The organism is Myroides indicus (assembly GCF_004364575.1).
GTDB classification, from domain to species: Bacteria; Bacteroidota; Bacteroidia; order Flavobacteriales; family Flavobacteriaceae; genus Flavobacterium; species Flavobacterium indicum_A.
Map to the genome: position 1 here is coordinate 79,013 of NZ_SOAG01000007.1, position 24,085 is coordinate 103,097.

At 34.0% G+C, this 24,085-nt stretch carries 23 protein-coding genes, 2 tRNA genes and 2 pseudogenes; 19 read left to right on the forward strand and 8 right to left on the reverse strand.

The genetic code is table 11. The features are described from left to right. The first annotated feature begins 311 nt into the window (after nt 1-311). A complete protein-coding gene (locus C8P70_RS04315) occupies nt 312-2,057 on the forward strand; it encodes an aromatic amino acid hydroxylase (protein ID WP_133712112.1) in 1,746 nt (581 codons plus the stop codon). A 61-nt stretch (nt 2,058-2,118) separates the two neighbouring features. Here C8P70_RS04315 and C8P70_RS04320 read toward each other — a convergent pair whose 3' ends face one another. Together C8P70_RS04320 and alaS are read right to left on the reverse strand one after the other, a co-directional pair. Next, entirely contained in the window at nt 2,119-3,075 is a 957-nt protein-coding gene (locus tag C8P70_RS04320) for a GSCFA domain-containing protein (protein ID WP_133712113.1), read from the reverse strand. A gap of 67 nt (nt 3,076-3,142) precedes the next feature. Further along, nucleotides 3,143-5,770 (reverse strand): alanine--tRNA ligase, encoded by a 2,628-nt coding sequence (gene alaS, locus C8P70_RS04325; RefSeq protein WP_133712114.1) that lies wholly within the window; start codon nt 5,768-5,770, stop codon nt 3,143-3,145. A gap of 218 nt (nt 5,771-5,988) precedes the next feature. Between alaS and C8P70_RS04330 the strand changes: the two genes are divergently transcribed. Genes C8P70_RS04330 through C8P70_RS04350 form a run of 5 tightly spaced genes read left to right on the forward strand, consistent with a single transcriptional unit; the run spans nt 5,989 to nt 9,169 of the window. Further along, nucleotides 5,989-6,966: a M23 family metallopeptidase gene (locus tag C8P70_RS04330; protein ID WP_133712115.1), complete on the forward strand. Its 978-nt coding sequence runs from the start codon at nt 5,989-5,991 to the stop codon at nt 6,964-6,966. After that, nucleotides 6,966-7,295, forward strand: coding sequence for a MerR family transcriptional regulator (locus C8P70_RS04335; protein WP_133712116.1), 330 nt, complete (start codon nt 6,966-6,968; stop codon nt 7,293-7,295). Before C8P70_RS04330 ends, C8P70_RS04335 begins: the two co-directional genes overlap by 1 nt. 13 nt (nt 7,296-7,308) lie before the next feature. Beyond that, nucleotides 7,309-7,893: a LemA family protein gene (locus C8P70_RS04340; protein ID WP_133712117.1), complete on the forward strand. Its 585-nt coding sequence runs from the start codon at nt 7,309-7,311 to the stop codon at nt 7,891-7,893. A gap of 19 nt (nt 7,894-7,912) precedes the next feature. Then, nucleotides 7,913-8,344: a TPM domain-containing protein gene (locus tag C8P70_RS04345; protein ID WP_133712118.1), complete on the forward strand. Its 432-nt coding sequence runs from the start codon at nt 7,913-7,915 to the stop codon at nt 8,342-8,344. A 3-nt stretch (nt 8,345-8,347) separates the two neighbouring features. Beyond that, nucleotides 8,348-9,169, forward strand: a complete 822-nt coding sequence (locus C8P70_RS04350) for a TPM domain-containing protein (RefSeq protein ID WP_133712119.1) — start codon at nt 8,348-8,350, stop codon at nt 9,167-9,169. 111 nt (nt 9,170-9,280) lie between these two features. Here C8P70_RS04350 and C8P70_RS04355 read toward each other — a convergent pair whose 3' ends face one another. Continuing rightward, nucleotides 9,281-9,523, reverse strand: coding sequence for a hypothetical protein (locus tag C8P70_RS04355; protein WP_133712120.1), 243 nt, complete (start codon nt 9,521-9,523; stop codon nt 9,281-9,283). A gap of 199 nt (nt 9,524-9,722) precedes the next feature. On the opposite strand from C8P70_RS04355, the gene C8P70_RS04360 reads away from it, so the two are divergent. Continuing rightward, nucleotides 9,723-10,103 (forward strand): helix-turn-helix domain-containing protein, encoded by a 381-nt coding sequence (locus C8P70_RS04360; protein WP_133712121.1) that lies wholly within the window; start codon nt 9,723-9,725, stop codon nt 10,101-10,103. A gap of 61 nt (nt 10,104-10,164) precedes the next feature. On the opposite strand, the gene C8P70_RS04365 is transcribed toward C8P70_RS04360, so the two are convergent. From C8P70_RS04365 to era, 4 genes are all read right to left on the reverse strand, one after another. Further along, nucleotides 10,165-10,536, reverse strand: a complete 372-nt coding sequence (locus tag C8P70_RS04365) for a hypothetical protein (RefSeq protein ID WP_133712122.1) — start codon at nt 10,534-10,536, stop codon at nt 10,165-10,167. A 78-nt stretch (nt 10,537-10,614) separates the two neighbouring features. After that, the gene (locus C8P70_RS04370) at nt 10,615-13,350 is read right to left on the reverse strand and encodes a TonB-dependent receptor (RefSeq protein ID WP_133712123.1); all 2,736 of its coding nucleotides are present in this window, start codon (nt 13,348-13,350) and stop codon (nt 10,615-10,617) included. 44 nt (nt 13,351-13,394) lie between these two features. Continuing rightward, entirely contained in the window at nt 13,395-14,702 is a 1,308-nt protein-coding gene (der, locus tag C8P70_RS04375) for a ribosome biogenesis GTPase Der (RefSeq protein ID WP_133712124.1), read from the reverse strand. Between the two features lie 61 nt (nt 14,703-14,763). Beyond that, nucleotides 14,764-15,651, reverse strand: coding sequence for a GTPase Era (gene era, locus C8P70_RS04380; protein ID WP_133712125.1), 888 nt, complete (start codon nt 15,649-15,651; stop codon nt 14,764-14,766). A gap of 118 nt (nt 15,652-15,769) precedes the next feature. On the opposite strand from era, the gene C8P70_RS04385 reads away from it, so the two are divergent. The 12 genes and pseudogenes from C8P70_RS04385 to C8P70_RS04435 all read left to right on the forward strand — a co-directional run bounded on the left by C8P70_RS04385 (nt 15,770) and on the right by C8P70_RS04435 (nt 22,580). Continuing rightward, a tRNA-Met gene (locus tag C8P70_RS04385) sits at nt 15,770-15,842 on the forward strand. A 193-nt stretch (nt 15,843-16,035) separates the two neighbouring features. Then, nucleotides 16,036-16,179: pseudogene (locus C8P70_RS13965) on the forward strand (plasmid mobilization protein); the annotation flags it as partial. A gap of 100 nt (nt 16,180-16,279) precedes the next feature. Further along, complete coding sequence (gene panB / locus C8P70_RS04395; RefSeq protein ID WP_133712126.1) at nt 16,280-17,128, forward strand: 3-methyl-2-oxobutanoate hydroxymethyltransferase; 849 nt, start codon at nt 16,280-16,282, stop codon at nt 17,126-17,128. Nucleotides 17,129-17,358: 230 nt separating this feature from the next. Further along, nucleotides 17,359-17,660, forward strand: a pseudogene (locus C8P70_RS14175) (relaxase/mobilization nuclease domain-containing protein). A 14-nt stretch (nt 17,661-17,674) separates the two neighbouring features. Then, nucleotides 17,675-18,226 carry a hypothetical protein gene (locus tag C8P70_RS14180; RefSeq protein WP_317128262.1) on the forward strand — a complete coding sequence of 184 codons (552 nt, stop codon included), beginning with the start codon at nt 17,675-17,677 and terminating at the stop codon, nt 18,224-18,226. Between the two features lie 534 nt (nt 18,227-18,760). Then, complete coding sequence (locus C8P70_RS04405) at nt 18,761-19,174, forward strand: hypothetical protein (protein WP_133712127.1); 414 nt, start codon at nt 18,761-18,763, stop codon at nt 19,172-19,174. A gap of 94 nt (nt 19,175-19,268) precedes the next feature. Next, complete coding sequence (locus tag C8P70_RS04410) at nt 19,269-19,748, forward strand: hypothetical protein (RefSeq protein WP_166666171.1); 480 nt, start codon at nt 19,269-19,271, stop codon at nt 19,746-19,748. 383 nt (nt 19,749-20,131) lie between these two features. Then, a tRNA-Met gene (locus tag C8P70_RS04415) sits at nt 20,132-20,205 on the forward strand. 223 nt (nt 20,206-20,428) lie between these two features. Then, entirely contained in the window at nt 20,429-20,704 is a 276-nt protein-coding gene (locus C8P70_RS04420) for an RNA recognition motif domain-containing protein (protein WP_133712129.1), read from the forward strand. Nucleotides 20,705-20,796: 92 nt separating this feature from the next. Beyond that, nucleotides 20,797-21,912: a DEAD/DEAH box helicase gene (locus tag C8P70_RS04425; protein ID WP_133712130.1), complete on the forward strand. Its 1,116-nt coding sequence runs from the start codon at nt 20,797-20,799 to the stop codon at nt 21,910-21,912. Nucleotides 21,913-21,937: 25 nt separating this feature from the next. Further along, nucleotides 21,938-22,375, forward strand: a complete 438-nt coding sequence (locus C8P70_RS04430; RefSeq protein ID WP_133712131.1) for a cold-shock protein — start codon at nt 21,938-21,940, stop codon at nt 22,373-22,375. A 13-nt stretch (nt 22,376-22,388) separates the two neighbouring features. After that, entirely contained in the window at nt 22,389-22,580 is a 192-nt protein-coding gene (locus C8P70_RS04435; protein ID WP_133712132.1) for a cold-shock protein, read from the forward strand. A 202-nt stretch (nt 22,581-22,782) separates the two neighbouring features. Here the strand turns inward: C8P70_RS04435 and C8P70_RS04440 are convergent, their stop codons facing one another. Continuing rightward, nucleotides 22,783-23,841, reverse strand: coding sequence for a 3-oxoacyl-ACP synthase III family protein (locus tag C8P70_RS04440; protein WP_133712133.1), 1,059 nt, complete (start codon nt 23,839-23,841; stop codon nt 22,783-22,785). Between the last annotated feature and the right edge of the window lie 244 nt (nt 23,842-24,085).

The following is a 24,085-nucleotide window of genomic DNA, read 5'->3' on the forward strand; positions in this document are numbered from 1 at the left end:
AGAAACATTTTTTTAATCAACAAAAACTTTGGTTAAAATTTTCTTTAAAAAAAATACAAACAACTCATTATAAACATAAATCAATCAACAAAAAACAATTAGCCTTTCCATTAAACAACCAATACAATCAATTTTTACAGTATTCAAAAAAATAAAAGACAAAATATATCACGCTAAGATCCGGTTGCTCTTATATATTTATCAAAAGGAAACAAATATACAGGCACTATAATATATCTACATTTCTGAAACAAAAAAAGCAAATCATTATTTTTTCTTATATTTACTCAAAATAAATACATACAAACACCATGAAACTAAAGGAATATGAAAGTAATGAACTAATTGATAAATTGCCCAAGCATTTAAAACAATTTATCAAACCGCAAAATTATGAGGATTACACTCCTATTAATCAAGCAGTTTGGAGATATGTTATGCGGAAAAATGTAGATTATCTTTCCAAAGTTGCTCATAATTCTTATCTAGACGGACTTAAAAAAACAGGAATATCTATAGAGAACATTCCAAGTATGTATGGGATGAACCGAATTCTTAAAGAAATAGGATGGGCTGCTGTTGCTGTTGACGGATTTATTCCTCCCAACGCTTTTATGGAATTTCAAGCTTATAAAGTATTAGTTATTGCGTCAGATATTCGACAATTAGAAAATATAGAATATACTCCGGCTCCAGATATAATTCACGAAGGAGCGGGACATGCCCCCATTATAGCCAATCCTGAATATGCAGAATACCTCAGACGCTTTGGCGAAATTGGCTGTAAAGCTATTTCTTCTGCCAGAGATTACGAAATATATGAAGCCATTCGCCTGTTATCAATACTAAAAGAAGCAGAAGGTGTAGATCCCGAAGAAATTCAAAAAGCACAAGATCAGGTTGATTATCTTCAGCAAAATACGGGCGAGCCCTCAGAAATGGCTTTAATCAGAAATCTACATTGGTGGACCGTTGAGTACGGATTGATAGGTACAGTTGAAAATCCAAAAATATATGGTGCAGGTTTGCTTTCTTCGATTGGAGAAAGTACATGGTGTATGACAGATAACGTTAAAAAACTGCCTTATACTATAGATGCGGCTCTACAAGAATTTGACATCACAAAACCGCAGCCCCAATTATTTGTAACGCCTGATTTTGCCTATCTCAACGAGGTTTTAGAAAATTTTGCTAATAAAATGGCTTTGCGAACCGGAAAATTAGAAGGCGTTAAAAAACTAATTCACTCCAATGCTTTAGGAACAATTGAGTTAAATACAGGATTGCAGATTTCTGGTGTTTTTACGAATGTAATTGAAAGCGAAGGAAAGCCAGTATATATTCAAACTACCGGAAAAACTGCTTTAGCCTATAGAGAAAAGGAATTGGTAGGGCATAGCACAAAAACACATGCAGATGGATACGGAACGGTAATCGGCAAATTGAAAGGCATTAATCTTGCTATTGAGGACATGAGTCCAAAAGACTTAAAAGCCTATTCCATATATGAAGATAAACACGTAGATCTGGAATTTGAGGGAGACATTATAGTATCGGGAACTATTATTACGGGAACCCGCAATATTCAGGGAAAAATTATATTAATCAGCTTTAAAGACTGCACCGTAAAACACGGTAATGAAATATTATTCCGACCTGAATGGGGAATATACGATATGGCGGTAGGAGCAAAAATCGTATCGGCTTTTTCCGGACCCGCTGATTACAATAGCTTTGACTTAATTAACCACATTCCTTCTTCAAAAACCATTAAAGCTAAACGAGACGAACGCAAATTAAAACTAGAAAATCTATACGCAGATATCAGAGCATACCGAGAAGATAACAAAGACATTAATTTAGAGAAAGTACTAAACTTGTTAATTACGGAATACCCCGCAGACTGGCTGCTTTCTGTTGAAATTTTAGAATTGGCAAAAAGAGATAATAAAACGGAGCTATATAAAAATGCATTCGATCACTTGACAGTACTTCAATCCAACAGACCTGAAGTCGCTCATCTGATAAAAGATGGCATTAACATCATTAATATGTAATTCAATCAAAATATCCTTAAAAAGCTCACCTTTGTAACAAGATGAGCTTTTTCTTATTTCTTTATCTGAAACTCATAAAAGGATATTTCTCCAATAAAAAATCAATTTTTTCTATTAGTGTATCTAAAAAATTCAAGTGCTGTGTTGCAGTAGGATTAAAAGGGCGGTGATTTAGACCTTTCTGAACTTCATCTACTTTTTTCATGACAGAAATGGAATCCTCAGCAATGCAGTTTTCCACAAACTTTTCCCAGATATAATCAATCGCAATCTCATTGGGATGCAGCATATCTGCTTTATAAAATCGATAATCCCTTAACTCATCCATCATAATTTCGTACGATGGAAAATAAAAAAGTTCTGTACCCTTTAACTGCTCCAAAACATCCTGCATTGCCGCATGCAATAAGGCTTTACTTCGTTGATTTTCTACAATACCATCTTTAATATGCCGTACCGGAGATAAAGTAAACATAATTTGAATGTTAGGATTAAGCTCTTTTACTAAATAGATAATTCTCAAGTAACTTTCTACGATCTCATCATAGTTCAACAAGCGTTTAACAAATTCTGACTGAGGCACTTTATGACAATTAGCTACTATCTCTCCAGTTTGACAGTATTCATACACCCAAGCTGCTCCAAAAGTTAAAATCAGTAACGAAGATTCTTTTAAAGCTGCTTGCAGATCAAATAGCTTAATATTAAGTTTAGTAATTATATCTTCCTCTTCTAATTCATTCATATCTGAATGAACAGCAAAACAACTCCATATCTCATTATGACAAAATACGTCCTTCTCAGAAAACTCATATCCAGAATAAGCGTACTCTACTATCTGCTCAATTGCTTTGGGATGAAAAAGTATGCCAAACGGATTGACAACATTTTGAAATTGAAATTGCTTAAACTTCTTTCCTATATTAACAGCAAAACACGAACCTAAAGACAAAACCTTATCTTCATAAGTCAGCTGCTTGGGTAATTTGGATATAGGAACAACAGTACTGAATTTCATATTTGAATTTTATTTCCTTTAAAATTAAAAAAGATTCTCAGACGAGAACCTTTTTTATAATCACAATCTATTTTAAATAATCTTTTGCATGAGCGACTGCTTCTGCAATTCCAGCCGGATTTTTACCTCCTGCAGTTGCAAAAAAAGGCTGACCTCCTCCGCCGCCCTGAATATATTTTCCCAACTCTCGGACTATTTGTCCGGCGTTGAGTCCTTTTTGTTCTACAACTTCCTTAGAAACATAACAGGTCAACATCGGTTTATCATTACTTACACTGCCTAATAATACATATAAATTAGAATATTCATTTCCCAACTCATAAACTAAATCTTTAGCGCCTGCCGGATCCAAATCCACCTCAACCGCTAAAAACAAAATACCGTTTATCTCTTCAATCTTTTCTTTCAGCTCTCCTTTTATATTTTTCGCCTTTTCTTTTAGCAAATATTCTACCTGCTTTTTAAGCTTAGCATTTTCATCTTGTAAAGAAACCACTGTTTTAATCGTATCCTGCGGATTTTTTAGAATCGCTTTCAGTTCTTTTAAAATTTCTTCTTGATTTTTATAAAAATCTTCTGCTGCTTTGTTGGTAATCGCCTCAATACGGCGAATTCCGGCTGCTACAGCACCTTCACTCACAATCTTAAACTGCCAGATATCAGCTGTATTTGGAACATGTGTTCCTCCGCAAAGCTCTGCACTTTCTCCAAAGCGAATCATTCTCACCTCATCGCCGTATTTTTCTCCAAACAAAGCCATTGCCCCTTCTTCAATCGCCTGATTAAAAGGAATGTTTCTCCTTTCCACCAATGGTAGCTGTTCGTGAATACGATCGTTTACAAAATCCTCCACTGCTTGTAATTCTTCATCTGAAACTTTAGCAAAATGTGAAAAATCAAACCGCAAATGCGTTGGAGCGACTAATGATCCCTTTTGTTCTACATGCGTTCCCAATACTGTGCGCAAAGCCTGATGCAGTAAGTGCGTCGCTGAGTGATTTGCCATAGACTGTTTGCGGGCATCAGTATCTACCTTTGCGACTAATTTAGCCTCCAGATTAGAAGGCAGCTTTTTAACAATATGCAGAATTAAATTATTTTCTTTTTTGGTATCAATAATTTCTACCGTTTCATTAGCAGAAATCAACAGTCCTCTGTCTCCAACCTGCCCTCCTCCTTCCGGATAAAAAGGCGTTGCATCCAAAACAAGCTGAAACAATTTACCGTCTTTTTTACTGTCTATTTTTCTATATCGCGTAATTTTAACCTCATTTTCAAGCTGATCGTAACCTACAAATGTTTCTACATTACCTCCGACAAGAATAGTCCAGTCATCAGTCGATACTTCTGAAGCCACTCTCGACCTGTTTTTTTGTTCAGCCATTGCATCTTCAAAACCCTTTTCATCCAATTCCAATCCTCTTTCTCTTAAAATCAAGGCGGTCAAATCAATGGGAAATCCAAAAGTATCATATAATTCAAAAGCCTTTGTTCCTGAAACGACTTTACCTTGCGTCTCATCAATCACGTTATCCAGCAAATGCAATCCTTGCTCCAGCGTTCTCAAAAACGAAGCTTCTTCTTCTTTAATAACATTTTTTACTAAATCTTTTTGAGCTGTAATTTCCGGGAAAAAATCTCCCATTTGCTCACTTAATACCTCTACTAATTCATAAATAAAAGGTTCTTTTTTATCCAAAAATGTAAAAGCATATCTAATTGCTCTGCGCAAAATACGTCTAATCACGTAGCCCGCACCGTTGTTGGAAGGAAGTTGTCCGTCAGCAATAGCAAACGCTACCGCCCGAACGTGGTCAATAACAACCCGCACTGCTATATTTACTTTTTCTTCTTCTTCATTGTTTGCTTTTACCGTGTATTTAGCTCCCGTCAATTGGGATACTTTGGCAATTAAAGGCGTAAAAACGTCTGTATCGTAGTTAGATTGAACGCCTTGTAAAACCATGCAAAGCCTTTCAAATCCCATTCCTGTATCCACGTGTTGCGCCGGCAGTTTTTCAAGCGAACCATCTGCTTTTCGGTTAAATTCCATAAATACATTATTCCATATCTCCACTACTTGGGGATGGTCTGCATTTACCAAATCTCGTCCCGGTATTTCTGCTTTTTCTTCTTCTGAGCGGATATCTACGTGAATTTCCGAACAAGGTCCGCACGGTCCCTGATCTCCCATTTCCCAAAAATTATCCTTTTTATTGCCTAAAAGAATTCTGTCTTCTCCGATTAGCTCTTTCCAGATATCATAGGCTTCCTGATCAAAAGGAACATTTTCTTCCTTGCTTCCTTCAAAAACAGTTACATACAATATATTTTTAGGTATTTTATAAACTTCTGTCAGCAACTCCCATGCCCAGTTAATCGCTTCCTTTTTAAAATAATCTCCAAAGCTCCAGTTTCCAAGCATTTCAAACATCGTATGGTGATAGGTATCAATCCCCACTTCTTCCAAATCGTTGTGTTTTCCTGATACGCGAAGACATTTTTGAGTGTCGGCAATCCGCTTGCTCTTCGGTGTGGCATTTCCTAAAAAATACTCTTTAAACTGAGCCATCCCCGAGTTATTAAACATTAAAGTCGGATCGTTCTTTAAAACAATCGGAGCAGAAGGTACTATCAGGTGTTTGCGTTCTTCAAAAAAACTTAAAAACTTCTGACGAATTTCTTGTGATTTCATATCCTTTGGAAACTTTATTATCTTTTCAAATTATCAGTTTTTCATTTCTCTTTTTGTTAAATAACAGCTAAATCAGCTATCAAATAAGCAAATACAACATTTTATACTTTTTAAAAATGGGAGACAACCAAAAACATTTTTTACATTTGTTGTCTGGCAATTTTTTACACTGATAAAACATTAAAAATTTTCAGTGCAAAAATAGTGTTTTTAAAATTATGGCTAAGGTAAAATATTATTACGATCCGGAAAAATTAGCGTTCCTCAAAATTCGCCCAAGATATTCTAAACGGATTTCTAATATTATCCTGTTTATATTATCTTCTGCTGTTTTCGGTATTCTGACTTTATTTTTTTTAATTAATACTGATATTTTGGAAACCCCCAAAGAAAAAATACAGTCCAGAGAACTCACGGAATTCAAAACCAACTATCTGCTCCTAAACAAAAAAATCGACTTAATCGCGGAGGTATTGGACGAGTTAGAGGTGAGAGACAATGATATTTACCGGGCATATTTTAACACCGCTCCAATTCCGGAAGAACAGCGAAAATCGGGCTTAGGGGGAATTAATCGCTATAAATCATTTAAAGGGTTAAGTAATGAGGCTCTACTTACCACAACTAATGAGAAAGTAGACGAAATTGCTAAACAAACAGCTATTCAGTCGAGATCGTTAGATGACATTATAGAATTGGCAAAGGGAAAAGAAAAGTTTTTAGCTTCTATTCCGGCAATTCAACCCATTAAAAACGAAAATCTAAAACACATGGCTTCGGGCTATGGTTATCGCAGCGATCCCTTTACGAAAATCAAAAAATTTCACGCCGGAATGGATTTCTCTACTGACGTAGGAACTCCTATTTATGCTACCGGCGACGGCAAGGTTATCAGAGCTAATAATCGTTTATCCGGATATGGAAATTTAATTGAAATAGATCATGGATACGGATACCTTACCCGCTATGCTCATTTAAGCAAATACAACGTTAAACAAGGACAAACGGTAAAACGCGGAGATATCATTGGATATTCAGGAAGCACAGGAAGAAGTTCTGGTCCGCATTTACATTACGAAGTTCACTATCAGGGGAACGTAGTTAATCCGATTAATTATTATTACGGCGAAATTTCTGCCAAAGAGTTTGAATTACTATCGCAGGAAGCTAACCAAGAAAATCAATCTTTAGACTAATGGAGCTAAATTTACCAGATAAACGATATTACAGCATAGGCGAACTCGCCAAAGCTTTTGATGTAAACACATCTCTTTTGCGGTTTTGGGAAAAAGAATTTGATATTTTAAAACCCAAAAAAAACGCAAAAGGAAACAGAATGTTTACTCCTCAGGATGTCAAAAATCTATCGCTGATTTATCACTTGGTCAAAGAAAGAGGCTTTACACTGGATGGTGCAAAGGAATATTTGAAAAACAAACCCAAAGAATCTGTCGATAATTTCGAAATAATCCGTAAATTAGAATCTATAAAACAAACCTTAATTAACATTAAAAAAGAACTTTAATAACTTAATATCTATGAAAAAAACACTTCCTATCATTATTGTAATTGCTGTATTAATCGGCGGTTACTTTTTGCTAAGCATGAATTATCAAAACTCGGCTTTACAGTACAAACAAAATGTTGACAAATCGTGGGCAGATGTTGAAGGAGCCTATCAAAGAAGAAGTGATTTAATCGGCAATCTTGTAAATACTGTAAAAGGAGCTGCTGACTTTGAAAAATCCACTTTAGAAGCTGTAGTAAACGCTCGTGCAAAAGCTACCCAAACAACGATTGATCCGGCTAATCTTACTCCCGAAAAATTAGCTGAATTTCAACAAGCACAATCCGGCGTATCCAGTGCTTTAGGAAGACTATTAGTAACAGTGGAAAAATATCCTGATTTAAAAACGAATCAAAACTTTTTAAAATTGCAGGACGAATTAGCAAGTACAGAAAATCAAATATTAACTCAACGTACTCGTTTTAATCAATCTGTAGAAACCTATAATGGATATGTTTTAAAAATGCCCAACAAGTTTTTCCTGGGCAACTATCCTGAAAAACCTTTCTTTAAATCAGATTCTGGAGCAGAAAAAGCACCCGAAGTTCAATTTTAAAAAAACTTAAATCATAACCATGGATCATTTCTTATCCCCGTCAGAAGAACAAGAAATTGTTAATGCTATTATTCAAGCCGAAAAAAACACTTCGGGAGAAATTCGCGTTCACATTGAGCAAAGATCTGACCTGGATGCTTATGAAAGAGCAAAAAAAGTATTTTTTGAGCTGGAGATGCAAAAGACAAAAGAACGCAACGGCGTATTATTTTACGTCTGCCTAAACCCTAAGTCTTTTGTAATTTTAGGTGATGAAAAGATAGATCAGGTAGTAAAAACCGAGAACTTTTGGGAAGGAACGAAAGAACTGATTATAAACCACTTTAAAAACAAAATGTACAAAGACGGACTTGTTTATGGCATTTTAAAAGCCGGAAAAAAACTTCAGGAGTTTTTTCCGGCACAAAAAGATAATAGAGATGAATTATCCAACGAAATTTCTAAAGCCTAAAATATGAGCCAACTATTTCAAAAATTTTTAAAGTTGCTCATATTCTGGGTTTTCTTATTACTTTCTCAGTTCAATTATGCACAGTTTGATATTCCGGCAAAACCGAAAGAACAAAAACAAACCAGCGTATATGATTATGCCAATATTTTGGAAGAAAATCAGCGCAAAAGTATTGAACGAAAGTTAATCAACTATGCTGATACTACTTCCACTCAAATTGTTTTGATTACTATTCCATCGCTAAAAGGCGAAAATATTGGTCTTTTAGGTCCAAAATGGGGTCATGAATGGGGAATCGGTCAAAAGGGAAAAGACAACGGTATTGTAATACTTTTTGCCGGACAGGAAAAACAAATCGGAATTTATCCCGGCTATGGTATTGAGAGTAAAATAACTGCTGGTCAAGGGGGTGAAATTATTAGAAACGTCATTATTCCGGAATTTAAAAAGGGCGATTACTACAAGGGTTTTGACAAAGGAACTGATGCAATTATTTCTATGTTATCAGGTACGTATCAGTCCGATGGTTCTAGAATATCAGGTGATAACGAGATAGGCGGATTAGTTTGCTTTTTCTTCTTTATATTTATTTTTGTCCTTATTATGTTGTCTAAAAAGAACAACAAAGGTGGAAAAAACGGTGGACGAAACGGAGGTTTTTCTACACTTGCCGATATGATTATATTAAGCAGTCTGGGCAGAAATAGCTCTTGGGGTAGCGGTGGCGGATGGAACTCCGGCGGTGGTTTTGGAAGTGGCGGCGGATTTGGCGGCGGCTTCGGAGGAGGGGGTTTTTCCGGAGGAGGATCAAGTGGAAGCTGGTAGTAAATCATAAATAAAACACGGTTATTTGTACAGATAACCGTGTTTTTTTAATAGGTAGTACATCGCGTGTAAGAGTGAAAATTAAAAAAATCAGTATTTACCTATTATTCTTTATAACAATACACAGTAGAATTTCCTTCTTTTTTTGATAAACCAAAATTTAGAGGTTGTTTTAATAATCTTCCTTATCGTATAATTTTCATCAATTAGTCTTAAATGTAATTTATAAGAAAGTTCTTCCAAATAAATGACTTTCTGATTAGCATTAATAGCTTCATCTAATTTAAGCAAAAAATCACTATATTCTTTTTCCAGATTACTTTCCCTCACATCCATTTTCGCAACAGTTTTCATGATCTCAGTTGGTTTTTTGAAATTCTCTTATTTCTAAAATGTATCCCTTGTTTTAAAATTAACATTAAGTAGTATTAACAAATATATTTTATAAATACATGGAACAACATTCAAAAAATGATAGTATATCATTTATAAAAAGAAATATATTCTTTATAGTGATAATTTACTATATTTGACTAACTGAATATATAAGAATATGAGTGTTGTAAGCAAAATTAAGAGATATAGAGAAGCCCGAAATTTTACTCAAAATTACATGGCAGAACAATTGGATATATCACAAAATACATACTCAAAAATAGAAAGTGGAACTATAAAGCTAACTGTAGACAGACTTGAACAAATATCTGATCTTCTAAATGTTCCTATTGAGGATATTTTATCGTCTTCTGACGACCAGCACTTTAATTTTCACAACAGCACTATAGAGAAATTCTACGGTTATATTGAGAATATTCAGGAAGATAATAAAGAACTTTTGAATACTACAATTCAAATACTCAACGAGCAGATTAATTATCTGCGCAAAGAAAACGAAAACCTAATTGCAATTATTTCTAAGAATAACCGCGATTAACGAGTTACCCATTAAAAATAAACAAAAAAACCATTAATTAAAATTAATGGTTTTTTTAACATTACATATTTGTAACAGTAGCATTTAATACAGTGCCCTCAGAAGTACTTGTTTTAACCACTTTACCATTTTCAATGATTTCTGCTTTCAATTTACCAGGTTTATCATCCGTTGTAAATCCTACTGCTCCTGCGGAAATTCCTCCTTTTGATTTTACCTGCGTTTCCCAAGAACTCTTATTTACATCTGAATAGGTCTCATTACTCCCATCTGCTTTTGCTACTATAATCATCTCTATATTAGCATTCTCTGATCCTGTAAACTTAACTGTATAAGTTTTCTCAGAATCACCACCATTATTATCATCACTTTTACTACAAGATACTCCTAAAAGAGTAGAAGTAAACAATAAGGCTACTAAAATTTTTTTCATAAAAATTGTTTTAAATTATATTAATAAAAAACAAATTTAATCTTTTTTTACAATAAACAACATAAATAAAAACAGAATCTACATTCTCATTATTCTTCCCCCTACTCTGTTTGCTCTCATTTTTGAATCTTTCCCTCCAAACTCATTTAGCTTATAGATTAATGAAAACATTATGTACCGCTTTAAAACCAAGCTTTCCTGATCGACAATTTGGGTAGGGTCAATAGTTCTTGTAGAACTTGTATTTTGATTTAGCACATCGTAAACTTTAACCCGGGCTCTCATCTTTTTATCTAAAAATTCATATGCCAGACTCAAATTCCACATGTAAAAAGAGCGTTGATATCCTTTTGCAATCTGAGAATTATAGCTATATCCAAAATCATTTCCTAAAATTACATTTGAAGGCCAATAGGTAGTTGTTTGAAGGTTAAAATTGTGTACAAAATTAGTTGCTTTATCAACCGTAAAATTATTGTATTTTGAAGTATAACTGCTATAATTATACGAAGGTCGAACAGTTAAAAATTCTCCGTAATCATAATTTAAATAAACTCTGGGTGAAATAGAACTGGATTTAGAATCATACATGGCTCCGTCAATATATCCTTTTGAAACAGATTGATTAAACCTTGCTCCAAAGCCAATTCTCAAAACGTGTTCTTCCCATTTATAATTTTTATACCAATCTCCGCCTAAAGACCAGTTATAACTTCCTGATATATTTTTAAAGGTTGAAATACTTTTCATATCATCGTCATACTCCACAGAACTGGTAACTTGATTGTTAAAAACAGACGCAGAAATATTTAGGTTATATCCTTCTCTTTTCTCAAAATCATACGATCGAAAACTGGTTTGAATTCCGTGTGTTCCAGTTGGTTTTAAATCAGGATTCCCTACAATTGTATTAAGCGGATTAGAAATATCTGTAATATCCAATAACTGACTTGCGCTTTGATAAGATACATTGTAATTATATGAAAGCCATAGGAATTTTTGTTTATCTATTCTATAATTAAAAAATAAAGTGGCAGAAGGATCCATATAATATTTATCTAAACTATAATTCTGATTAAAATATTCTGCTGTAGCTGAGTTTTTTACAATATTTAAATCAGTGCTTGCACTTACAAAAAACTTTTTGTGTATATAAGTAAGCTTTGTAAAAGGTGCTATCTTATTTTGTGTAGTATTAAATTTATTGGTTTCCAATTTATTGATTTCAGAATACATTTGCGAAGTTTCGTCAAAATCAAACACCTGTAAATCTTCTATATTTTGTCCTCTTGTCCACTTGGCTCCTATTCCCAGTGCTAAAGAATCCGTTATTGGCTGATTATACTCTGCGTCAACTGTATAGTTATCGGAATGTGATTTGTTGTTTTTAAACTGCCTTCTGACATCATTCTCTTTTTCGGACTGATAAAATCTGGTTTCAGACTCATACAGTGTTTCGTTATCTTTAGTACTGTTGGAATTACTAAAGCCTAAAGTCAAAAACTGTCCGTCTTTTTTAAACTTTCGAGTATATCGGATAGTATTTCCAAAGTCAAAGCTTTTCCCTTCAGTTCTGGACTGTACTTCGCTATCATTCAACAATACTCCTTCCGCATCTGTTGAGACCTGATTGGATTCATTAAATGAATGATTGTGATTTTCAGAAAACTGAGGCGTGATGTATAATGCGTCTTTTTCTCCTATATAGTCAATCGTAAAATTAGCTCGGTGTCCTTCTGACTCATTCTCAGAAACAGACGTAGCCTGATTATTAAACTCCCCGGAGGGCAAAAACTTAACAATCGCAGAATTATTCCAGTTTTCTGTTTCTGCCTTATTGTAATTATAGCTTCCGTTTATTTTTAATTTATCCGTAAAATCATCGCCGTAATTCAATCCTAATATTCTGGACTCAGTGATTCCTCCTCTTGAATTTTTACCGGACTGCATGTTATCAAAAATATCATCCATTGAAAATCCAATCGCATTGATATTATTAGCAGAACCTATTACGCTTATTTTTCTGGCATTATTAAAATAATTTAAAAACAAACTGCTTTCATATCGGTCGTTAGTTCCATATCCGCCAGAAATCTTTCCAAAATACCCTTTATTTTTATCTTCATCGATCGTAATATTAATGCTGGCATCATTTGAAGTTGAACGCTCACCTGTAAATTTCTGTTTTTTGCTTTTTTTGTCGGTTACCTGTACCTTATTAATTATTTCTGACGGAATATTTTCTAATGCAATCTGACCGTCTTCTCCAAAAAAAGGCTTTCCATTAACCAGAATTTCACTGACCTGCTTTCCGTTAATACTTATCTTCTTTTCTTCGTCGATCTGTATTCCAGGCAGTTGTTTTAGAAGCTCTTCCAAATTTGCATCCGGACGTACTTTAAACGAAGAAGCATTAAACTCCAACGTATCTTTTTTAATACGGATTGGCGGTACTTCAGCAGTGATAACAAGCTCATCCAGATTAGTAGATAAATCTTGTAAAATTAAATTACCAAAATCAACAGAACTATCTAAACCCTCGTCAAAATATTTGGTATACTCTCTGTATCCCAGCATAGAAATTTTTAAAACGACGGGATCAGTTCGTTTTTTGACTTTCAATTCAAAAACCCCCTTAACATCCGTCATCGTATATTCTATTAAAGTAGAGTCTTTCGCTTTTGACAAATAAACTGTAGCAGACTCTATCGGTTGCTTTAAAGAGTTTATGGCACTACCTTTTAAGATTACATCATTTTGTGCAGCAACACTTAGAGTAAAAAAGACAAAAATATATACAATTAAATTTTTCATTATAAAAAAGCGATCAGTGTATAAATACAAAGATCGCATTATTATTATTTTTGACGGAAAAAAATATCGATTGGCACTCCTTCAAAATCATATATTTCACGAAGCTTATTCTCGACAAATCTTTTATATGGATCTTTAATATATTGTGGCAAATTTGCAAAAAACACAAACTGAGGCGTAGGTGTTGGCAACTGCATGCAATATTTAATTTTAATATATTTCCCTTTAATTGCCGGAGGAGGTGTACTTTCTATAATCGGCAACATGGTTTCATTAAATTTTGAAGTAGGAATTCTCTGCTTTCTGTTTTCAAAAACCTTTACTGCCACTTCCAACGCTTTTAATAAGCGTTGTTTAGTAACTGTTGAGGTAAATATAATCGGAACATCTGTAAAAGGAGCTATTTCTTCGCGAATCTTGTTTTCAAACTGAACTGCCGTCATTGTTTCCTTATCAATCAAATCCCATTTATTGACAAGGATAACCACTCCTTTTCTATTCTTTTCTGCCAGCCAAAATATATTTTGATCCTGTCCCTCAAATCCTCGAGTAGCGTCAACCATCAGAATACACACATCACTATGTTCAATAGCGCGAATGGAACGCATAACAGAATAAAACTCTAAATCTTCTTTTACTTTTGCTTTCCTTCTGATTCCGGCAGTATCTACCAGATTAAAATCAAAACCAAACTGATTAAATCTCGTATCAATTGCATCTCTTGTTGTACCCGCAATATCTGTCACAATGTAGCGGTCTTCGCCTATCAACGCATTAATAAAGCTTGATTTTCCCGCATTCGGTCGTCCAACTACTGCAAATCTCGGAAGCTCTTCCTCTTCTGTTTGTTCTATTTCCTCAGGTAAAGCAGCTACTACTGCATCCAGCAGATCTCCCGTTCCGCTACCGCTCATTCCTGCAATAGGAAATATTTCTCCCAAACCTAAATTATAAAACTCATAGGTGTCATCCATTCTGTTTCCGCTGTCAACTTTATTAACAGCTAAAAACACAGGTTTTGTTTCCTTGCGCAATAACTTAGCGACCTCTTCATCCATTGGGTTAATACCTTCTTCAACATCTACAACAAAAACAATAACGTCAGATTCATCAATTGCCAATTCAACCTGACGGCGAATTTCGGACTCAAAAATATCTTCTGATCCTTTTACATACCCTCCGGTATCTATTACCGAAAACTCTCTCCCGTTCCACTCCGACTTACCGTAGTTTCTATCTCTTGTAACCCCGCTGACTGAATCAACAATAGCATCTCTTCTTTGAATCAATCTATTAAAAAACGTTGATTTTCCTACATTTGGTCTTCCAACTATGGCAACTATACTACTCATACTTATTTTAAATATGTCGCAAAGTTAGTATTTCAATGCGATTTTTTATTTTTTTATTTTACTATTTCTTCTGATTGTATCCAAAGCGTCGCAATTGATAATCATTATTTCTCCAGTCCTTATTGACTTTTACAAAAAGTTCCAAATGCACTTTTTTCAAAAAAAACTGTTCCATTTCTTCTCTTGCCGCTATTCCAACTTTTTTTAAGGCAGAACCTTTATGTCCGATAATAATCCCTTTTTGACTATCTCTCTCAACCATAATTACCGATTTGATACGGATAATATCTTCCGCTTCTGTAAACTCTTCTGTTTCTACTTCTACCGCATAAGGAACTTCTTTATCATAATTTAAAAGGATTTTTTCTCGTATAATTTCATTTACAAAAAATCGCTCCGGTTTATCTGTCAGCGCATCTTTTGGATAATAGGGCGGACATTCCGGCAACAACTCTAAAATCCGATCAAAAACAGTTTGTGTATTAAATTTTTCTAGTGCCGAAATAGGATATATCTCTGCATTTGGTACTTTTAATGACCACAATTCAACTTGTTCTTCTAATTGTACCTGATTAGACCTGTCTATTTTATTCAGCAATAAAATTACCGGAACTTTAGCATTTGTTATTTTATTAAAAAAATCTTCATCCTTTAACTCTTTTTCTCCAACCTCCACCATATACACTAAAATATCAGCATCTTCAAATGCAGATTTTACAAACCCCATCATGGATTCCTGTAATTCATAAGCAGGTTTTATAACTCCCGGTGTATCTGAAAACACAATCTGGTAATTATCTGTATTGACAATTCCTAAGATACGATGTCTTGTAGTTTGTGCTTTTGATGTAATAATGGATAACCTTTCTCCTACAAAAGCATTCATAAGAGTAGATTTCCCCACATTTGGATTTCCTATTATATTGACAAAACCTGATTTATGTTTCATAAAAACTTTTTTATTGTCGCAAAGGTAGTTTATATCAATGACATAGTAAAAATAATTATTTTCACACTCTAATTTCTTGTGTAATTAAATATAAAGTTTTATATTTGCACTCACAAATCGCGGGATAGAGCAGTAGGCAGCTCGTCGGGCTCATAACCCGAAGGTCACAGGTTCGAGTCCTGTTCCCGCTACTAAACAGGACAAATGAAATTTATTTTCGTTTGTCCTGTTCTTATTTTGGAGTAATCCGTTGTTTATCTGAAAGATATGGTGTGCGATTACGTTCATTCGGGCGGTTCGATAAGTTTTTCTGTCAAACTCCAATTTTTCAGGGAATAGCAGCTAATTACAATTAGATTATATTATAAGCTTATTGAACGCTAATTTTCGGAGAAAAAAGCATCTGCATACCTCTATAAACTGGAAAAACAGACGGCAGAAATGAAAGAATTGTTCTTGAGAGTTCTTGTTCTGACCGCAGAATTTGAAAAGAAATACCTAGACAGTGAAAAGCAGTCGGTAGAATGATATATCACAGTAGTTTTTCTTAGAAATAATTGCTAATGAGCGTCTATGAGCCTTTTAATTTATAAATTTGAGTATTGTTATAATTCAAAAGATAGAAAGAATGAAGAAGACACTTGAATATTTAAAGGAAAAAGCAAAGAATAATCAAAAGATTTCAGCACTAACAGCGTATGACTATCCAACGACTAAAATTTTAGAAGAAGCTAAAATTGATATGATAATTCTTGGTGATAGTGTTGGAACGAATGTTTTAGGATATAACAATGAAACCGAAGTAACGTTAGAAGATATTATTCATCACACAAAAGCGGTTTATAGAGCAATTAAAAATATTTTTTTAGTAGTCGATTTACCTTTTCAAACTTATGACACGCCCAAAAATGCTGTAAATAATGCTAAAAAACTGATTGCTCTTGGAGCAGACGCTGTTAAATTCGAGGGAATTAATCTTCCGGTCTTGAAAGCGTTAAAGGCTGAAAATATTCCAGTAATGTGCCATATTGGACTTAACCCACAACACGAACAGGAACGTATGCAAAGGGGAAAGGTTGCAAAAGGTAAAAGTTTAGGAGAAGCTACAGAGCTTATAAACGGTGCTAAAATTCTGTCTGATAATGGTGCTGATTTGATGATATTGGAAAAAATTCCTGAAAAAGTTTCTAAAATCATTTCGGAAAATATAAGCACTATTACAATCGGTATTGGAGGCGGAAAATTCTGCAATGGACAGATACTGATAATCAATGATTTATTTGGTTTAAATGAAAGGAAATTTAAGCACTGCCCAGAGTATATAGAATTAAGAAACCCTATGATTGAGACCGTAAAAAAATATATTGATGAAGTAGGAAAAGTTCAATTCCCAGAGAAGCACCACGCTAATATTATAAAGGAAGATGAATATAACAAATTAGTAGGTTGGTGTAAAGAAAACAATATAAAAGTTTAAAATAAGATGACAATTTATATCTGTGTATAAATTTAGAACCAAAATAATTATTAAGCCTTTCCGTAAGTTACGGAAAGGCTTTTGTTTGAGTATAGAATTTTATAAAGAGTGAAAATATGATTGCAGAAATCGGAAAAGAGAGCAATATGTACGGCGCGATTTTGTACAATCAGCAAAAAGTGGACAGGGAAAACGCAGCGGTTTTGTTTCTGAATAAAATACCCAACACAATGCACGACAGGTATTCCGCAGCGTATTTCAATAAATGTTTTGAGCTGTATCTGTCGGCAAACATCAAAACAGAAAAGACGGTACGGCATATCTCATTGAACCCCGACCCGAAAGACAAGGCAAGTGATGAACAATTTACGGAAATGGTACAGGAATATATGGAGCGTATGGGCTACGCAATCAGCCCTATATTGTTTTCAAACATACGGACATAGACCGTACACATATCCATATCGTTTCGACCTGCGTAGGCATTGACGGCAGGAAAATTCCCGATGATTACGACCCCCATGTTCAATAACTATCTGTCGGGATTTGGAAACAAAATACAATCTGTACAAAGCTACCGAGCAGGAGCAGAAACAAGCCGATAAAATTTTCAAAAAGGTAGAACAGCATAAAGGCGATATTAAGAGTCAAATCGCTTCGGTAATACGGCATTTGTCGAAATATTATCAATACACAAATCTTGAAGCATATAATGCCCTGCCTTCGTTTTTTAATATCACGGCAAAGGAAATAAAGAGTGAAATAAACGGCAAGTTTGTACATGGACTGGCGTATTTCGCACTGAATGGTAAGGGAAAGAAAATAAGCAATCTTTTCAAAGCATTACTATTCGGGAAAGATGCAGGAATTGTGCAACTACAAAAACACTTTGAGCAGTCCAAAGAGAAAATGCAAACCAACCCCGCAAGGTCTGTTCTAAAAAATATTGACAACGGTAGCCGTACCGTTTGTAACGGTTTGCAGTTAGGCAAGAACCTTTCAGCAAAGGTATTCAACAATTGGTGGAACAACGGAAATAAACCCGAATTAAAAATACAGAACAGTTCTGTTTCCAACACGAACATAATAGACAATTAACCGACAAAAAAACTTTTTGAGTTTACTGCGCAGGAACATTCGCACAGTTCTGATTTGGAATTGTTCAGCTTGTTATCCGATGCACAGGGCGAGAATTACGAAGAAGAACAGTTTGCCCAACGAATGAAGAAGAAAAAAAGAAAGGCGAAAGTGTAGGACATATTGCTTAGGCAGTCGGCTTTGAAGATTCTGTTTATTTCAACAAGGTTTTAAAAAAACATTTTGGTTTCCCGCTTTCTATGGCAAAAAAATAAAATACATTATTTAACTTACTCATTATACAAAACCTCAGACCTATCAAACTTTACAACTTATTAGGTCTCTTTTTACACATCATTAATAAACAAACAGTTACATTTTTAATTAATTAAAAGACGCATAAAAAACACCAAGTTTTTGCGTGATTTTTACCCATAAAAGCCTGTGAAAGCCTGTACATTTGCAGTGAAGATTCAAACAAAACGTTTGATTTTATTTCATTACTTACTCAATAGTTTAATTACTAAAAATGTTTAACAAATTCAATTATTAAAGATGAGCACAAAAGGATGCCTAAAATTAGCAACACTGATTTTAACAACTATTATGTTAGGATCTTGCGGTGGTGTGAAACCGTATCAAACCGGAATTAACTCTCAAACTCAGCGTGTAAATTCGCAACTAAAAAGAAGTGACTATACAATGATGGATCAACAATTCACAGGGTCTGTAGTGAATAAGAAAAAGTTTAAAAAATACACATTAGATCAATTAAAAGAAGCTGCTTTTATGGAAGCTGAGAAAGCTGCTATAATGGCAGGGGGAGATGGTGTTTTAAACCCTGTTTATATGGTAGATCAGAAAGGCAAAAGATTTTATGTTACAGCCCGCGTAAAAGCATATAAACTAAAAAGTGATAACGAATATCTTGACATGGAGAACAATTTAAAACACAATCCAAACAGTTAATTCACTTAATTTTTATTTATAAAAATAATTACAAATACCTACATAATAAATTAAATATATCAAATAATCCATATAATTAAAACAATAACAAAAAATGATGAAAACTTTTTTTAAAATTTCGATTGTAGCTACGTTATTTATGTTTGTAGCCTGTAGTAGTGATGATAGTGGAAGCTGTGACGAAGCTGCACTTATGACAGCTTATGAAACAGCTTATGATAAATATGACGAAGATCCAACAGATGCAAACTGCCAAGCAGTTGTGAGAGTTATTAAAGAAGCGCTTACTAATAATTGTATTAGTAAAGAAGATGCCGATGATTATGGCAGTGGTTTGCCTTGTTACTCGTCAGGCGGAAATACTGATGTGCCATCAGGAGGAGACGAATGTGATTCATTAAAAGCCTCTGCTACAGCTGCATTAAGCGCTTATAACAGCAATTCAAATGAAACTAATTGTCAAAATGCAGTGGAAGCTATTTATAATGCATTTGATGAAGGGTGTTTAAGCATGGCTGAAGCTAAAGGCATGGCTGAAGATCTACCATGTTTTGATATTAATGATTATTTATAATAATCAAAACTCACAGAAAAGCCGTCATTCGTTGGCGGCTTTTTGTTAAGAAAGAAACCACTTTATAGTATAGATATTTTTTAAAATTCAAAGAATACAGTATCCTCCTAATTGTATCTCCGGCTTTGAATTGCGCAGTAGAAATATTTATATTTCCGTTTATCTGCACAGTCTTTTAAAGCAGTCTTTACAGCCTGATTAATTAGAGTATTATAAATCAATTGCATGTCTGCAATAAATTATTTCATATCCTTACTCCCCTTATCTTAATATAATTACAGATATAAACTCCATTAGCGTATTTATTTTAAAAACGCTTTTTTTATTTTTCTTGTTTTATATCATTTTTATATTATCTTTGCACCCGCAAAACCATAACTAAAGGCGGGGTAGCTCAGATGGTTAGAGCGCAGGATTCATAACCCTGAGGTCACGGGTTCAATTCCCGTCTCCGCTACTAAATAGGAGAAGTAATTGTAATTTATTACTTTTCCTGTTTTATTTTTAAACAAGTTTAAATAGTTTCTCTATTTCTATAATTATTTTTCCTTATCTTTGCAAAGAATTTATTATAACAGGCTTCTGCCTTTGCCCTTTCTGAAATAGTTTAAAAGCATTTTTTTTCTCTCTCAGTTTTTGCTTTTTCAGTTGCCATTTTTTTAATCTTATATATTTTTACCATGAATATTTTTATTGGCAATCTGAATTTTCAGACAACAGAAGACGAATTACAGAATTTATTTAACTCTTTTGGAGAAGTATCTTCCGTAAAAATTATTACCGACAAATTTTCCGGTCGATCCAAAGGTTTTGCTTTTGTAGAAATGCCTGATACAGCACAAGCAGAAAATGCTATCAACGAGCTTAATGACTATATGCTAAACAACAGAAATATGGTTGTAAACGAAGCAAAACCGAGAGAAAATAACAATCGTTTTAACAGACCTCGCTATTAATTTTATTATACCTATTAGCATAATAAAACACACAAAATCCTTTTTAAAGGACTGAAATAAAAAACAGTACTCGTAATTACGGCAAGTCTATTATGAATTTTGAAGATTTAAAACTTATACCGCCTATTATAAAGGCGGTAAATAAGATTGGTTATACCGTTCCTACTGAAATACAATATCACTCCATTCCTCACATATTAAAAAGAAATGATGTTATTGGGTGTGCACAAACTGGTACAGGAAAAACAGCTGCTTTTGCTATACCTATTTTGCAATTGTTGCACGGAAAATCTTCTCAAAACAAGCATATTCGCTCTTTAATATTAACACCTACACGAGAACTAGCTATACAAATAAGTGAAAACTTTCAAATGTATGGCGAATATTTAAAACAATCTCATCTGGCAATTTTCGGAGGAGTTCCGCAAGAAAAGCAGATTTCAGCAATAAATAAAGGTGTTGATATATTGATTGCAACTCCGGGAAGGCTTTTAGACCTTATGAACCAAGGATACATAAATTTATCTCAGATTGAGATATTTGTGTTAGATGAAGCCGACCGTATGCTGGATATGGGATTCATTAATGATATAAAGAAAATCCTTAAAAAGATACCTGTAAAACGGCAAACTTTATTCTTTTCGGCTACCATGCCCGACAGTATAATAAAATTTGCTCAGACGATTCTGAATAATCCTAAAGAAATTAATGTAACTCCTGTTTCTTCCACCGCTCAAAACGTAAAGCAATCTGTTTATTTTGTCGAAAAAAATGAGAAACTGAATCTTCTTATCAATCTCTTGACAGATAAATCTATTCAACGTTCTTTAGTTTTTGCACGTACTAAATACGGTGCCGATAAATTAACGAAAAAACTGGTTAAAGCTGGAATTCAGGCGGCAGCTATTCACGGAAACAAATCGCAGAACGCAAGACAAAGAGCATTAGAAGATTTCAAAAACAGCCGTATCAGAGTATTAATCGCTACAGATATTGCCGCAAGAGGAATTGATATAGACGAGCTTCCGCATGTAATAAATTACGAGTTGCCTGATGTTCCTGAAACTTATGTTCACAGAATCGGAAGAACAGGTCGCGCAGGAGCAGCTGGAATAGCTGTTTCTTTTTGTGATCCAGAAGAGAAAAAAGAGCTAAAAAACATTCAAAAACTCATAGGTTTAAACATACCAATAGTAAAGACAGAATAATAAAATCACAAATTAAATTCATAATATGGCGGATTCTTTTGGCAAAAAAGAGAACTCAAAGAAAAAAGCAAAAAAGCAGCAAGAAAAAGCAGCGAGACGAGAAGATCGTAAAACCAACAATAACAAGGGCAAAGATTTTGACGATATGATCGTTTATGTTGATGTTAATGGGAATTTTACTTCAATCCCTCCTCACCTTCAGAACAGAGAAGAAGATTTAGCAAAAGCAAAAAGACCGGATAGTAATACAGAAGATACTCCAGAGAATGCTTTTACCGGAACAGTCACTTATTTCAGCGAAAAGGGATATGGCTTCATCACTGAAGACAGAACTGGAGAAAATGTATTTTTTCATCACGGTCAGCTCAATCAAACTGTCAATAAAAATGACAGAGTCGGCTACAAAAAAGAAGGTACTCCAAAAGGATACAAAGCAATTGATATAAAAGTAATAATTAATTAAAATAAAAAAAGAGATGTACGAAGGCACAGTAAAATTTTTTAATCAAACCAAAGGTTTTGGATTTATTTCACAAGCAAACGGAAATGAAGACGTTTTTGTTCACAATACAGGATTGCTAGACAATATACGCGAAAATGACAAAGTTGTTTTTGATATAGAACGCGGACAAAAAGGTTTAATGGCAGTAAACGTAAAAAGAAAGTAGTAACAACTATTTTGTTATGTATCAAGAGGGCGCATGAAATTATCATACGTCCTTTTTTAATACCAATTTTTATTGTCCTTCTGTTTATTAAAGACTGACTTTAAAGTTTTTTCTTATCGAAACAGCTTAGATATTATAAAAAAACAGTATCAACAATAATAACAAAGATCCTGAAAAATTTGTTAAATTACAAATTACACATTTAAAACCTGTAAACAAACGCATTAATATTCATCCCCGCTCCCACAGAAGCAAATAAAACAACATCTTCTTTTCGGATAGAATGCTGAGGCAATTCTCCTCTTTTTATCATCGTCAATAATGACGGAATGGTAGCTACACTACTGTTCCCCAGTTTATTAATAACCATTGGCATTATATTTTCGGGGACTGTCTTGTCATATAATCGATAAAACCGGCTGACAATAGCTTCGTCCATTTTTTCATTTGCTTGATGTATAATGATTTTATCTAGCTGATTAATAGCATACCCACTGTCGTCAAGACATTTTTTCATTGCCTGAGGAACATTAATAAGTGCAAATTCATAAATTTTTCTGCCATTCATTTTGATGTATTTAATATCCGGGCAGCTTTGATTATTATATGACTTACCAAAATATAAATAATCTTTTTCCTTTACTGTAAAGGATCCCGAAACATGTGATTTTATCCCAGAATCTCCTTCGCTGATTTCCAAAACCGCAGCACCTGCTCCATCTGCATAAATCATACTGTCTCTATCGTGAATATCAACAACTCGAGACAGAGCTTCTGCTCCAATTACCAAACATCGTTTGGCAATACCTGATCTGATAAAAGCATTTGCTTGAATTACTCCTTCAATCCAGCCAGGACATCCGAATAAAATATCATACGCTACGCAAAAATTATTTTTAATTTTTAAAAGATGTTTAACTCTCGATGCCAAACTCGGAACCATATCCGATTGGACTGTACCAAAACGGACATCTCCAAAATTATGAGCAAATATGATATAGTCTAATGTTTCCGGATCAATTCCCGAATCTTCTATAGCTGATTGGGCTGCCATAAAACCCAAATCAGAAGTCACCTGATTATTACTAGCATAACGCCTTTCTTCAATACCTGTAATTTCTTTTAACTTATCGGCAATTGTTGCATTATCTTGTTTTAAATCTTTGCCGCTCTCATCTAAAAAACGATGTTTGTCAAAAAATAAATTGGTAATAGTTTCTGAAGGAATATAGTTTCCAACTCCTATGATTTTACTTGTCATTCTAAATAAGTTATGCTCTGCTTTAAACTTCTCGCGTGGAGAATAAGTAAAGTGATATATTAATATAACGGCAAAAAATTAAAAAAAGTATTTTCTCCTCATCTTGATTTATAGGAGTTAATCAACAAAAAAGAGGATTAATAACTAGAAGTGGTCGGAAGAAATTCTGACCACTCTTTTTTTATATAATAGGTACTTTATTAGGATCTCCTCCTGTTAAAGCTACAATAAGCGCAATAATCAA